Raw genomic sequence first — 13,313 nt, 5'->3', positions numbered from 1 at the left:
TTAGCCGCGCCCGCGCGAAAATTGCAAAGACATGCTACGCACTCGCCGATGAGCGACTGGCCCGAACTCAGCGTCGACAGGGATCATGAGACGCTGGCGCTGCTTCACCTCGCGTCACAGATGATCGGCAAGATCCGCGTCGCGCACGCACCCTGGGTCAATCACGGCTGGCATGCGGCGCTCCAGCCCAATGCGCGCGGGCTCGGCACGATTCCGACGCAGGCGAGCGGCGGGCGGACGTTCACTTTGACCCTCGACCTCTGCCGCCACGCGATCGTCCTGTGGATCAGCGACGGCGGGCGGGAGGAGTTGCCGCTCAACGCCGGGACCGTGGCTCGCCTGCATGCGCGCTTGGTCGCAATGCTGGAGCGGCACGACCTGCCGTCCAGTTTCGACGGGAAGCCTAACGAGATCCCGGAAGCGCCGCCCTTTGCGCAGGACAATGCGCGGCGGGTCTACGACCGCGGCGCGGCGGAGCGGTTTCGCAGCGCCGTCGGCGCCATGCTCCCGACCTTTCATCATTTCCGTGCCGGGTTCACCGGAAAGGCGAGCCCGGTCCATTTCTGGTGGGGAAGCTTCGACCTGGCGGTCAGCCGCTTCTCCGGACGCAAGGCGCCGGAACATCCAGGCGGCATCCCGGGCTTGCCCGACGCGATCACCCGCGAAGCCTACAGCCACGAAGTCAGCAGCGCGGGATTCTGGGCGGGTGGAGCCACGGCCGCGGAGCCCTTCTTCTACAGCTACATCTATCCCGAACCGGAGGGTTTCCGCGCCGCCGACATCAAGCACGGCCGCTTCGACGAGACGTTCGGCGAGTTCGTTCTGCCCTATGCGGAAGTTCGGGCGTCAGCCGACCCGGAGCGGATGCTGATGGAGTTCTTTCAATCGACCTATGACGTCGCGGCGGACCTTGCGCAGTGGGATCGCGCAGCGCTCGAGCGGGAGCCGCTGCCGCCTAGCTAGGCACGAACGGATAAGGCGAAATCGTCTTCCGGTTTTCTTCCACCGCGAGCATGTGCCCGGCCGGCGCGGTCGCCCGATACGGGCACTGCAGGCGCGGACAAATGGCGCAGGCGGGCCCGACCGGCGTCGCCGGCGTATTCACCAGGTCGAGGCCGTCCGAATACGCGATGCGATGTGCATGCTTGACGTCACATCCAAGCCCGATTGCCAGCAGCGCTTCGTCGCGCAGGTCCGGCCGGATCGGCCGCTCGATGGTCCGGCTGATCGTGAAGAAGCGCTGTCCGTCGGGAGTCTCGATCAGCTGGCGGAGCGTCTGCCCAGGGGTCTGGAAGGCCGAATGAAGATGCCAGCGCGGACAGGTGCCGCCGAAATGGGAGAAGGGGAAACTCTCGCCCGCGTAACGCTTCGAGATGTTTCCCGCCGGGTCGACCCGGAGCATGAAGAAGGGCACGCCCTTCGCGCCGGGGCGGCTCAGTGTCGTCAGGCGGTGCGCGACTTGTTCGACGTTTGCGCCGAACTGCGCCATCAACCGGTCGAGCGCGTAGCGATGCTCCTCAGCGGCCCGGAGGAACTTGCCATAGGGCGTGATGATCGCGCCCGCGGCATAATTGGCGAAGCTCATGTGCAGCAGCCGCCGGCTTCCGGGATCCGGCGGACGCGCTTCGTCGAGCATACGCGCGAGCGGCCGCGCAAGCTCGAGCAGCGACAGCTGGTACGCCAGCGCAAAGGTGCGGTTCTCCGGGCGAAGCAGCGATGACAGCATCAGCACGCGGCGCTGCGCATCATAATGCTGGCTCGCATCCTCGAGGATTTCCGGCTCGACGACGCGAACCTCGACGCCCCATGCTTCCTTCAGCCGATGGCGGAGCGGTTCGGCAACCGAGAGGCCATCGGTCAGCGCGCCGCCCAGCGTCTCGCAGGCTTCCTCGAGGTCCGGCCAATGGTTCCGCTGCGCCTGGATGTAATCGCGCACCCAGGTTTCCGGCGTGATCAGCACGCGCGGGTCGGCGCCGCCCGTCTGCGCCTCGCGCGGGTGCCGCTGCATGTCGCGAAACGCGGTGTAGATCCGCATGATGCCTTCGGCGACCGACGGCGCATTGTCGGTCAATTCGACGAGCTCGGCCCGGCTCACGCCCAAGTCGGCGAGCATCGGGTCTGCAAAAATTTCGTTGAGCTGCGTCGCCCCGCCCGCCTCGCCATTGTCCGCCGCGAACGCCTTCACATCGACATCGAATGCCTCGGCCAACCGAAGCAAAATGCCCGCCGTTACCGGCCGCTGGTTGCGCTCCAGATGGTTGAGGTAAGATCCTGAAATGCCGAGCTGTTCGGCCATCTGGCTCTGGTTCAGGCCGCGCTCGCGACGGAGCCTTTTCAGTCGCGCGCCGAGGAAGAGCTTGCGCTGCAGGGCCATCGGGTGAGCTTGTCAAGATTTCTACAAAGATACAAGCGAGCACCTACTCACAGCGACTCTTTTTCGTGAAGCTTTCTCAAAATGTCCTGGTTCTCTCCCGATAATTCACAATCGGGAGGACGAGGAATGAGCGATTTCGGCCTGGTAGTTGCGGCTCCTGAAGGGCGCTTCGACGGTATCGAGCGGCCCTACAGCGTCGAGGATGTGCAGCGACTGCGCGGGTCGATCCCGATCGAACATACGCTTGCCCGCCGCGGTGCGCTCAAGCTCTGGGAGCTCCTCCAACGTGACGAGCCGGTGCGGGCGCTCGGCGCGCTCAGCGGGAACCAGGCGATGCAGATGGTCCGCGCCGGCCTGCAGGCGATCTACCTTTCCGGCTGGCAGGTCGCGGCGGATTCGAACGTCTCTGGCTCGATGTACCCGGATCAGTCGCTCTATCCGGCGAACTCGGGCCCCGAGCTTTGCAAGAAGATCAACAAGACCCTGAGCCGCGCCGACCAGATCGAGCATATGGAAGGGGGCGCCAAGCGCGACTGGTTCGCCCCGATCGTAGCCGATGCGGAGGCCGGCTTCGGCGGTCCGCTCAACTGCTTCGAGATCATGAAGGCCTATATCGAAGCGGGCGCGGCCGGCGTTCACTTCGAAGACCAGCTCGCGAGCGAGAAGAAGTGCGGGCACCTCGGCGGCAAGGTGCTGATCCCGACCCAGGCGGCCGTGCGCAACCTCGACGCGGCGCGCCTCGCGGCCGACGTCTGCGGCGTCCCGACGATCGTCGTCGCCCGCACCGACGCGGAAAGCGCCAAGCTCATCACCAGCGACGTCGACGAACGCGACCGGCAGTTCATCACCGGCGAGCGAACGCCGGAAGGATTTTTCCGGCTCAAGGATGGGACCGGCCTCGACCATTGCATTGCCCGTGGCCTGGCCTTCGCGGCGCACGCCGACCTGTTGTGGTTCGAAACCAGCCACCCGAACCTGGACGAGGCCCGCCGCTTCGCCGAAGCGATCCACGCCCGCTTCCCGGGCAAGAAGCTCGCCTATAATTGCTCGCCCAGCTTCAACTGGAAGGCGAAGCTCGATGACGAGACGATCGCCAACTTCCAGCGCGAACTCGGCGCCATGGGGTACAAGTTCCAGTTCGTGACGCTGGCCGGCTTCCACAGCCTCAACCATGCGATGTTCGAGCTTGCGAGCGATTACCGCGACCGCGGCATGGCGGCTTATTCCGAGCTTCAGCAGGCCGAATTCGCCAGCGAAGCTGCCGGGTACACGGCCACTCGTCACCAGCGCGAAGTCGGCACCGGCTATTTCGACGCGATCGCCAATGCGGTGTCCGGCGGGCAAGCCTCCACCACCGCGCTCGAGGAATCGACCGAATCCGCGCAGTTCGTGGCTGCTGAGTGAGGAGAAAACGGATGGGACAGCGTTATTGGGTCATCGGCGGCGAATATCAGGACTGCTACTTCAAGGACCTGAAGCCCGGCACCGAAATCGTCCATGGGCCGTATAGCGAGGAGCTGAAGGCGCGGATGGAATGGCAGCGGCTAACCTTCCGGGACCGTTGTGCGGCGACGGAGCGTTATTCGATCTGCGTGGAGCCTGTCGTCCAGTGAGCACCGTCCTCGACCTTCTGCCGATTGCCGCCGAGCCGTCCGCCGTCCGCGGCGCCGATGAGGTGCTGAACGGCGGCGCGCTCGAACTGCTGATGGAGCTTCACGAGCGCTTCGACGGTCGCCGCCGCGATTTGCTCGATGCTCGGCTGCAGCGCCAGCAGCGCTTCAATGCCGGCGAGCTGCCCGACTTTCCCGAGGAGACGCGGGACATTCGCGAATCCGAATGGACGGTCGGCAGCATCCCGGCCGACCTGCGCGACCGCCGGGTCGAGATCACGGGTCCGACCAATGCCAAGATGATCATCAATGCGCTGAACAGCGGCGCCAAGGTGTTCATGGCCGACTTCGAGGACGCGACCTCCCCGACTTGGGACGAGCTGGTCCAGGGCCAGGTGAACCTCCGCAACTACTGGCAGGGCCGCCTCAACTTCACCGATCCGTCGACCGGCAAGCATTATGAAGTCAGCGACGATCCCGCGGTGGTGATGGTCCGCCCGCGCGGCCTTCACTTGCCGGAAGACCATGTGACGGTCGACGGCCGGCCAGTCGCCGGCGCCTTCTTCGACTTTGCCCTGTACGTCTGGAACAATGCGCGCGCGGCACTGACGAAGGGCAGCGGCCCCTATTTCTACATTCCCAAGCTCGAAAGCCGCCACGAAGCCGCCTTGTGGAGCGACGTCTTCGCTCTGGCTGAGGCCAAGCTGCGGCTGGAGCGCGGCACGATCAAAGCAACGATTCTGATCGAGACCCTGCCGGCGGCGTTCGAGATGGACGAGATCCTCTACGCGCTGAAGGAGAATATCGTCGGGCTCAACTGCGGGCGTTGGGATTACATCTTCAGCGCCATCAAGCGGCTCGGCCGAACCCGTGAGCGGCTGACGCCCGACCGCTCCTGCATGACCATGGATAAGGCGTTCCTCGCCGCATACTCGCTCCGGCTGATCGCCACCTGTCACCGCCGCGGCGCCTTTGCGATGGGCGGCATGTCGGCCTTCATTCCGGTCAAGGGTGACGAAGCCGCCAACGCGGCTGCGATGGAGAAGGTGCGGCAGGACAAATTGCGCGAGGTCCGCAACGGCCACGACGGCACCTGGGTCGCGCACCCTGCGCTGGTGCCGGTCGCGCTGGAAGCGTTCGAGACGATGGAAGGCCCCAACCAGCTCTCGAAGATGCCCGAGCATCTTCCCGGCCGGGACCAGCTGCTAGAGATGCACGAAGGGGCACGCACGGAGGCTGGCGCGCGCGAAAATATTCGCGTCGGTGTCCAGTATCTCGCTGCCTGGCTCGGCGGAAAAGGCGCGGTGCCGCTCTATAACCTGATGGAAGACGCGGCGACTGCGGAGATCAGCCGCACCCAGCTGTGGCAGTGGCTCCACTTCGGCGCCGAGCTCGAGGACGGCCGAACGTTCGACCGCGACCTCTTCGACCAGCTGTTCGACGAGGAAGTCGGGCTGCTCCAGGACGTCGAGAACATCCAGGACGCCGCCGAGCTTTTCAGGGACATGGTCGTGAGCGATGAGCTGGTCGAGTTCCTAACCCTGCCCGCCTACGAACTGCTCGGCTGACGGCAGAGCAGTCACCGCGCTGAAGCGTCATCTAGTTGAGCGTGGTGAAAGCGCTCAGCCGGCAGGGCGCTCCCGAAACCATTTGGTCAGCACATATTTGGTGCCGCGGCGCACCTTCATGCCCTGGTGCAGGGTCGCCGGGTTCGGGCGTCCATCGGGCAGCAGGTTGTTCCACGCGAGCAGCTTGCCGGTCTCAGGCTGCACCGTCTTGCCGATAATCTTGAACCGCGTGGCGCCGCCATCCTCCGGCTCGTTGAGGTAGATCATCGCCGTCCAGGTCCGCTGCCCCGTGTCGGCCGTGTGGACGAGATAATCGTAGCCGCCCGGCTCGAACGTATCGGTGTGCGGCTTGAACTCCTGGCCGGGGGCGTAGCGCTGGCCTTGGAGCGGTTCGCTTGCCTGCAGCGAAAGGCCGAGCAGCTCCGCGATCTTCTGGTCGACGTTGGCGACGAGCGGGTCGCGCCAATCGAGGTCGCAAGTCTCGCTGGTCCGGAAGTTCGCCACGCCGACGTCGTCGGCAATGTCAGACGGCCGGCGGCGTTCGTCGATGAGGGTGACCAGCGCCATGCAGGTGGCGGGGTCGAGGAAGCGGCGGAGGATGAACAGCTCCAGCTCACGGGTGGGCACCCGCTGGACACCCGGCGTTCCGGCGAGCCGCGCTGCCGGGCTAGCGGCGCTGGACGCTTCCGCCATTCAGCTGGTCGTGCTGCGCGATCACCGCTCTCGTGAGGTTGCTCATCATCGTCATGCGCACGGGCAGCGGAGTGGACGTCTTCTTGATCATCACCGCGACCGCATAGCTCTTGCCGTTTGGCGCGGTCAGGATGCCGATGTCATTATAGCCGGTCTGGTAGCCGCCGAATTCCTGGCCGGTGCCGGTCTTGTGATTGAGCGTCCAGCCCGGCAGCAGCCCGCCCTTCAGGCGGTTCGGCCCGGTTTTCGTATTGCTCATGATGGTGAGCAGGCGTCGCGTCGACTCTGGCGACAGAAGCTCGCCGCGCTTGAGCCGCGCCAGCGCATTGGTAATCGCATGGGGCGAGGCGCCGTCATAGGGGTCGGCGATGTAGCGGTTGAATGCCGATCGGCGCACCGACAGCGGAAGCGCGTCGCGGGCTTCGAAGAAGGCGTTGCCGATCGAGTAGCTTGGGGTCCAGACCAGGCCTGCGACCTTGCTCTGAAGCGCCCGCTCGCCATTGTAGAAGCGGATCGCACCCAGCCGCTTGGCCTTGATCATGTCGCGCACCGCTTCGGCGCCGCCGACCGTCCGCATCACCTTGTCGTTGGCGGTATTGTCGCTGGTCGTGATCGCCTTGAACATCAGGTCGCCGAGCGTCGTGGTATATTGGCCCTGACCGAGGATCAGGCTGCGGATCGGCTGGTGAAAGACGGTTAGATCGTCGCGCCGAAGAGTGACCTTGTCATCGAGCGCGACGCGACCCTTATCGACCGCGTCGAGCGCCGCCATCGACACCCACAATTTGCTGACGCTCTGCTGAGGATAGAGTTCGTCGGCCTTCCAGCCCACTTCCCAGCCGTCTTCGATCGACTTGACGGCGATGCCGACCTGGCCGTCGAAGGCGCGGCCAAGCTGGGTAACGCGTTCACGAATATATTGCGGCGCTACCGGTGCGCGCACGACCGGCTGGGCAGCCACGGCAGCGCGGAGAGGCTTGGCGGGAAGCGGTTGCGGGACACCGGAAGCGCTGACCTGCGTCACGGCGCCGAACACCAGCGCAAGCCCTACGCCCGTCTTGAATGACGTCATGAGTTCAGAATTCCCCCGACTTCACGAAGCACGACAAAGGCTTAGCAGGCGGCGGCTGAACCTCGCCTGTGCCGGCGCGAAGATTCGCATCCGGCGAGTCGCTTGCCAAGCAGGGTTTGCGGTCAGCCGTTCTGATTGGGAGTCGGAAGGAGTGCGGCGGATTCGATCTCGTCGAGAGCGCGATGGGCGGCGATGTACCGCCGCGCCTTGGCGATCCACTCGCCGGCGCGGCTCGCGCCGGGCATCCGCATCGTCTCGGCAAGCGCCTGGTCGACATCGCCCTGCTCAAGCCGCTGCTGCGCGCGCCGATACCGCGCGTCAGGATTGGCTGCAGGTCGGTCGGCCGCGCGGATCTGGACCACTTGCCCCAGCTCGCGGCGGAAATTGCTCCACCAGCCCTCTTGTGGGCCGCCGCGCCGAAGCTCGGGGCCGAGCGCTTCATATTGGGCCGTCAGTTCCTCGAGGCGGACCGGCTGGTGCGACGCTGTGATGATCGTCGCGACGGCATGCTGGTGAGTGGTGGCGAACCGCTCGCGCAGCAGTCGTTCGAGATAGCCAAGGGAAACCCCGCGATCGATCGCGCGGCGGGCCGCGAACGCGACGACCAGCGCGTCGGCCCTCCCGGCAGAGCCCTCCGCCTGCTGCGCAGCATTCTCGACCTGCGCTAGCCGCTTCTCCAAATCCGCGATCCGCGGGTCCGGCTGGGTCGGCGGCGGAGCGACAAGCTGCTGTGATGTCATCCGCTGCACCGGAGGCTGAGCTGCTGCGGCCGGTGGCGGCGCCACGCCCAGGAACCGGGCGGCGGGCTGATAATGAGCAAGGCTCCATACCGCGGCGGCGGCGCCGACGAGGATCAGCACGAAGGCGATCAGCAGCCGCGCGCCCCACCCCATCCGGTCACGTGTCGCGTTCATTACAGGACCGGTTTGTTGCACAGGCGGGCGGCAAGGGCCAGCAGGGCGTCGTCGGTCGGCTCGGGCGCTGCTTCGACCCGGGCCCATCCGTCTCCGGCTGCCTCCGCCGCGGCCTCGCTGATTGCGGCAATTGAGGTCTGCCCCTTTTCCGTGATCAGCTCGGCAAAGCGGGCCCCGGCGCGGGGCGAGTGGATCAGCGCCACCGCGCCGTTCGCGCAACTCAGGTCCGGCGCCTCGATCGGCTTCGACCGGTAAACCGCCACGGTCGTGATCTCCTGCTTGGCGCCTTCGGGATCCCGCCGGTCCTCGCCGCACAAGTGCAGAAGCCTCAGGTCAGCGTCGATCGAGTGCAGCAGCCGGGCGACGCCAGAATTTCCGACCGAGGCAATCCCAAAACCCGCGTCGCGCGCTTCGTCGGCAGTCGCTTGACCAACGGCATAGGCCTGGAGCCCGCGATAGTCCTTGAGCTTGTCGCCGCCATGGCGAACCGCATTGGCGCTGGTGAACAGCACGCCGTCGAAGTTGCTTGGTTCGGGCGCTTCCCAGTCAATGGGCTCGACCTCGAACAGCGGCACGGCTGCGGCGTCGAGCCCCTGCTCGCGCGCTTTCGCCACGGTCGCGCTTGCGCCGGGCTCCGGCCGAAGGACCAGCACGCGGCTCATTCGGGCGAGAACAATCTCCGCACCGCATCCGGTGCACGGTCGAGCAATGACTGAGCCAGGCCCGCCGGCGTGTTGACGTCGCCGCAGTCGAAGACGGTGCGCTCCTCGACCATCTCGCTGCCGTCATCGCTGAAGATCTGGCCACGCATGCGCAGGTCGCCATCCTCTAGGACGCAGAAAGCCGCGACCGGCGACGAGCAGGACGCGCCGAGCGCCCGGGTGAAGGCCCGCTCGGCCATCACGCAATCGTAGGTGATCTGGTTGTTGACCGTGGTCAGCACGCTCTGGGTGCGCGTGTCGTTCGTCCGGCACTCCATGCCGATCACCGCCTGCGCTGGGGCGGGAAGGATGATTTCAGTGGGGATCGACGTGCCGGCGTCGATGTCCAGCCGCTTGAGCCCCGCCGAAGCGAGCAAGGTTGCGTCGACGTCTCCGCTCTCGACCGCTCTCAGCCGCGTTTCGACGTTGCCGCGCAGCGAAACCACCTTCAGGTCAGGGCGAAGCCGCAGCATCTGAGCTTTGCGCCGGGGAGATGATGTGCCGACGACCGCGCCCTGCTTCAGCTCGTCGATCGACTTGGCGCCGATGATCCGGTCGCGGGCATCGCCTCGGGGGCGCACTGCGGCGATGTGAATGCCCTCCGGCCGCTCGCTTTCGACGTCCTTCATCGAATGAACGCAGAAATCGACCTCGCCTTCCATCAGTGCGCGGTCGAGCTCCTTGGTCCAAAGATATTTGCCGCCGATCTCCGCTAGCGGCCGGTCCTTCACCTTGTCGCCGGTGGTGGTGATGGGCACGATCTGCACCCAGCCTTCTGGCCAGCGCTGCGCGGTCTCGATTGCTGCGGCAACCTTGCGCGCTTGCGCCAGCGCCAGCGGCGAACCGCGAGTCCCGAGGCGAAGTCCCTGCATGCCCCACCCCTAGTGCAAGTCTGGATGATCAGGCAAAGGGCCGGACACGAAATGAGTCTCATCCTCGGCCTCGAATCTTCGTGCGACGACAGCGCTGCCGCCTTGGTGACCAGCGAAGGGGAGATTCTCGCGCAGGCGGTGGTGGGGCAGAATAGCGCCCATCAGCCGTTTGGCGGCGTCGTTCCGGAGATTGCGGCCCGCGCCCATGTCGAGGTGCTTCCCGACCTGATCAAAAAGGTGCTGAATGACGCCAAGACGCCGCTTGCCGATGTCGATGCGATCGCCGCGACTGCCGGGCCGGGCCTGATCGGCGGCGTGATGGTCGCGCTGCTCGCCGGCAAGGGGCTTGCGCTTGCGTCCGGGAAGCCGCTGATTGCCGTCAATCACCTCGAAGGCCATGCTCTGTCGCCGCGGTTGGTCGATCCCGACCTCGGCTTTCCTTACCTTCTGCTGCTCGTCTCGGGCGGGCATTGCCAGTTGCTCGAGGTGCGCGGCGTGGGCGATTACCGGCGGCTGGCGACGACCATCGACGATGCCGCCGGCGAGGCGTTCGACAAGGCCGCGAAGCTGCTCGGCCTCGCCTACCCCGGCGGCCCGGCGATCGAAGAGCTCGCCAAGGACGCCGATCCCTTGGCAGTGCCGCTGCCCCGTCCGCTCGTCGGCTCCGGCGAGCCGCATTTCTCCTTCGCCGGCTTGAAGAGCGCGGTGCAGCGCGCTGTCGTGGCCGATGAGCACAAGCAGGCCGATATCGCTGCGAGCTTTCAGCAAGCGGTCGTCGACTGCCTCGTCGACCGCACCCGACTTGCGTTGCGCAAGAGCGAAGCACCGACGCTGGTGGTCGCCGGCGGTGTTGCGGCCAATCATGCCATCCGCACCGCGCTTGCAAGTCTCGCAACTGAGGAAAGCCGCCGCTTCAGCGTCCCTCCCGGATGGCTGTGCACGGACAATGCCGCGATGATCGCCTGGGCAGGGGCGGAGCGTTTCGCCGCCGGCTTGGTCGACGGCCTCGATGCGCCGGCGCGGGCGCGTTGGCCTCTGGATGAAGCGGCGGAAAAGGTTCGCGGCGCGGGAGTGAAGGCGTGAGGCTCGGAATCGTCGGAGGCGGCGCGTGGGGGACTGCGCTTGCGCAGGTGTCGTCCGCGGGCGGCGAGACGCTGCTGTGGGCGATGGAGCCGGAGGTCGCTGCCGCCATCAACCAACGGCACGAAAACTCAATCTACCTTCCGAGCGTCCCACTGGCCCCGGCGATCACCGCAACCAACGACTTCGCCGATCTCGACGGCTGCGATGCGCTGTTGGTCGTCACGCCGGCGCAGCACATGCGCTCGGTGCTTGCCGGCTTGTCGAACTGGGACGGGCCGCTGGTCCTCTGCTCAAAGGGTATCGAGGAGCGGACCGGCGAATTGCTCCATCATGTCGCGGCCGAGGCCTGCCCGAACGCCGGGGTGGCGGTGCTATCAGGCCCGACCTTCGCACATGAGGTCGCCAAGGGTCTGCCGACCGCCGTCACTCTTGCCGCGAAGGACGCGGAACTGGCCGAACGACTGCGCCAGCGGATCGCCCGCTCCACCTTCCGCATCTACCTGTCGGACGATGTCGCGGGCGCGGAGGTGGGCGGCGCAGTCAAGAACGTGCTCGCCATCGCCTGCGGGGTGGTCGAGGGCAAAGGTCTTGGCCAGAATGCCCGTGCTGCCTTGATCGGCCGCGGCTTCGCGGAAATGACGCGCTTCGGCCGCGCTTACGGTGCTCGGCCGGAGACGCTCGCCGGCCTTTCAGGCCTTGGCGACCTCGTCCTCACCTGCTCGTCCACCAGTTCGCGCAACTTCTCCTTGGGCCTCGGCATCGGTCAGGGCCGTCCCGCGGCCGAGCTGCTGTCCCACCGCAAGACGGTGGCCGAAGGCGCGTTCACTGCGCCGGTCCTTGCGCGCCTCGCGCGCAAGAAGTCTATCGACATGCCGATCGTCGAAGCGGTGGACGCGCTGATCGCCGGCCGCGCCGACGTCAACCAGGTGCTGGATGCTTTGCTTACGCGCCCGCCACGCCACGAAGGCGTCTAGAAATCGATCGCGATGCCCTTCTTCTCCCAATCGCCGTAGCGGGTGGGGTCGAGCCTCTGCTCCTCGCCGACCGGCGGCTGGGCAGGATCCGAGGGCTCCGGCTCGGGCACCGGCGGCGACGGGCTGAGATGCTTGGGGGCCTGAAGATGTTTGGGGCGTTTCATGACGCCAAGATGGAGAGCGCGTCCCCCCATGCCAAGCGATGAAGGCGTGCCCGCCCGGCGCGCGGCGCTTCAGATCCTCGATGCCGTGCTTCGCCGCGGGCAGACGATCGACGCTGCCGCGTCGCGAGCGACCAACCTAGTGCCGGTCGACCGCGCGCTTGCGATCGCAATTGCCGGCGAAGCGCTGCGCCGCTTGCCCGACCTCGATGCGCTGATCGACAGCGCGACACGCCAGCGGCTGCCCGACGACAGCAAGGCGCGGATGGTGCTGCGCCTTGCGCTCGGGCAGAAGATCGGGCTCGGCACGCCCGAGCATGCGCTGGTCGCGACGGCGCTGCCGCTGGTCGACGGCGGTCCGCGCAGGCTCGTCCACGGTGTCCTTGGGACGCTGCTGAGGCGCGGCCTGCCTGCCGGGAACGCCCCTCACCTCCCTGAAGAGGTAGAACAGCGCTGGGCGGAAGCCTGGGGCGAACCTATCGTCGAGGCCGCGCGGCGGCAGATTGCCAGCCGTCCGGCGCTTGACCTGACCTTTGCGGACGATGCTGCGGCCCAGGCGTATGCGGAGGAACATGACGGCACGTCGTTTGCAGCGCGGCACGTCCGCCTCGAAAGCAGCGCCGTTCCCGATCTCGCCGGGTTCAGCGGCGGCGGCTGGTGGGTGCAGGACCTCGCGGCCTCGCTTCCCGCGCGGCTCATCCCCGAAGGCGCACAGGATGTGCTCGACCTCTGCGCCGCGCCGGGCGGCAAGACCATGCAATTGGCTGCCGCGGGACATCGGGTCACGGCCGTGGACTCGTCGAAAAGTCGTCTCGCACGACTGCGGGAGAATCTCGACCGCACGAAGCTGAGGGCAGAGCTGGTCACGACGGACGCGCTGAAATGGCGGCCGGAGCGAAGCTATGACGCCATCCTCCTCGACGCGCCCTGCTCGGCGACCGGCACGTTCCGGCGGCACCCCGAAGTCCTCTACCGCGCCCGGCCGCGCATCATCGCCCAGGGCGCGGAGCTGCAGGGCGCGCTCCTCGACCGCGCGGCCGAATGGCTGAACCCAGGGGGCACGCTCGTCTATTCGGTCTGTTCGCTGGAGCCAGCGGAAGGGGAACAGGTCATTGAGAGCTTCCTGTCGCGCAGCAGCGGTTTCGAGCTAGCGGCGCCGGAAGGTCTGCCCGACTTCGTGCGTGTCGAGGATAGGGGCTGGGTGCGGATCCTGCCCGGTACGCTCGCCGATGCGGGCGGTCTCGATGGCTTCTTCATGGCGCGCCTTGTCCGCACTGCATAATCCCGTCTA

The 13,313-nt window shown here is 66.6% G+C and carries 14 protein-coding genes; 7 read left to right on the top strand and 7 right to left on the bottom strand.

Features of this window, described 5'->3' with window-relative positions:
- The first annotated feature begins 48 nt into the window (after positions 1-48).
- The gene (locus tag VIL42_05250) at positions 49-963 is read left to right on the top strand and encodes a DUF5996 family protein (GenBank protein ID HEY8592260.1); all 915 of its coding nucleotides are present in this window, start codon (positions 49-51) and stop codon (positions 961-963) included.
- Here VIL42_05250 and VIL42_05245 read toward each other — a convergent pair.
- Positions 956-2,374, bottom strand: coding sequence for a short-chain fatty acyl-CoA regulator family protein (locus VIL42_05245; GenBank protein ID HEY8592259.1), 1,419 nt, complete (start codon positions 2,372-2,374; stop codon positions 956-958). The genes VIL42_05250 and VIL42_05245 overlap by 8 nt on opposite strands.
- A gap of 126 nt (positions 2,375-2,500) precedes the next feature.
- Here VIL42_05245 and aceA point away from each other — a divergent pair, with 126 nt between their 5' ends.
- The 3 genes from aceA to aceB are packed head-to-tail and all read left to right on the top strand — an operon-like array spanning position 2,501 to position 5,552.
- Entirely contained in the window at positions 2,501-3,778 is a 1,278-nt protein-coding gene (aceA, locus tag VIL42_05240) for an isocitrate lyase (protein ID HEY8592258.1), read from the top strand.
- A gap of 11 nt (positions 3,779-3,789) precedes the next feature.
- On the top strand, positions 3,790-3,987 hold the full coding sequence (locus VIL42_05235) for a hypothetical protein (protein ID HEY8592257.1): 198 nt from the start codon (positions 3,790-3,792) through the stop codon (positions 3,985-3,987).
- Complete coding sequence (gene aceB, locus VIL42_05230; protein HEY8592256.1) at positions 3,984-5,552, top strand: malate synthase A; 1,569 nt, start codon at positions 3,984-3,986, stop codon at positions 5,550-5,552. Before VIL42_05235 ends, aceB begins: the two co-directional genes overlap by 4 nt.
- A gap of 54 nt (positions 5,553-5,606) precedes the next feature.
- On the opposite strand, the gene VIL42_05225 is transcribed toward aceB, so the two are convergent.
- The 5 genes from VIL42_05225 to hemC form a co-directional block, all read right to left on the bottom strand.
- The gene (locus tag VIL42_05225) at positions 5,607-6,245 is read right to left on the bottom strand and encodes a 2OG-Fe(II) oxygenase (GenBank protein HEY8592255.1); all 639 of its coding nucleotides are present in this window, start codon (positions 6,243-6,245) and stop codon (positions 5,607-5,609) included.
- A complete protein-coding gene (locus VIL42_05220; GenBank protein HEY8592254.1) occupies positions 6,220-7,317 on the bottom strand; it encodes a serine hydrolase in 1,098 nt (365 codons plus the stop codon). Before VIL42_05220 ends, VIL42_05225 begins: the two co-directional genes overlap by 26 nt.
- 122 nt (positions 7,318-7,439) lie before the next feature.
- On the bottom strand, positions 7,440-8,231 hold the full coding sequence (locus VIL42_05215; protein HEY8592253.1) for a hypothetical protein: 792 nt from the start codon (positions 8,229-8,231) through the stop codon (positions 7,440-7,442).
- On the bottom strand, positions 8,231-8,893 hold the full coding sequence (locus tag VIL42_05210; GenBank protein HEY8592252.1) for a uroporphyrinogen-III synthase: 663 nt from the start codon (positions 8,891-8,893) through the stop codon (positions 8,231-8,233). Before VIL42_05210 ends, VIL42_05215 begins: the two co-directional genes overlap by 1 nt.
- Positions 8,890-9,804, bottom strand: coding sequence for a hydroxymethylbilane synthase (gene hemC / locus VIL42_05205; GenBank protein HEY8592251.1), 915 nt, complete (start codon positions 9,802-9,804; stop codon positions 8,890-8,892). Before hemC ends, VIL42_05210 begins: the two co-directional genes overlap by 4 nt.
- A 51-nt stretch (positions 9,805-9,855) precedes the next feature.
- Here hemC and tsaD point away from each other — a divergent pair, with 51 nt between their 5' ends.
- On the top strand, positions 9,856-10,887 hold the full coding sequence (gene tsaD / locus VIL42_05200) for a tRNA (adenosine(37)-N6)-threonylcarbamoyltransferase complex transferase subunit TsaD (GenBank protein ID HEY8592250.1): 1,032 nt from the start codon (positions 9,856-9,858) through the stop codon (positions 10,885-10,887).
- Positions 10,884-11,861: an NAD(P)H-dependent glycerol-3-phosphate dehydrogenase gene (locus VIL42_05195; protein ID HEY8592249.1), complete on the top strand. Its 978-nt coding sequence runs from the start codon at positions 10,884-10,886 to the stop codon at positions 11,859-11,861. Before tsaD ends, VIL42_05195 begins: the two co-directional genes overlap by 4 nt.
- Here the strand turns inward: VIL42_05195 and VIL42_05190 are convergent.
- Entirely contained in the window at positions 11,858-12,025 is a 168-nt protein-coding gene (locus VIL42_05190) for a DUF1674 domain-containing protein (GenBank protein HEY8592248.1), read from the bottom strand. The genes VIL42_05195 and VIL42_05190 overlap by 4 nt on opposite strands.
- Before the next feature lie 28 nt (positions 12,026-12,053).
- Here VIL42_05190 and VIL42_05185 point away from each other — a divergent pair, with 28 nt between their 5' ends.
- Positions 12,054-13,304: an RsmB/NOP family class I SAM-dependent RNA methyltransferase gene (locus tag VIL42_05185; protein ID HEY8592247.1), complete on the top strand. Its 1,251-nt coding sequence runs from the start codon at positions 12,054-12,056 to the stop codon at positions 13,302-13,304.
- The last annotated feature ends 9 nt before the right edge of the window (positions 13,305-13,313 follow it).

Source organism: Sphingomicrobium sp., from assembly GCA_036563485.1.
Classification (GTDB): domain Bacteria; phylum Pseudomonadota; class Alphaproteobacteria; order Sphingomonadales; family Sphingomonadaceae; genus Sphingomicrobium.
This window is presented reverse-complemented; position numbering and strand designations above follow the sequence as displayed.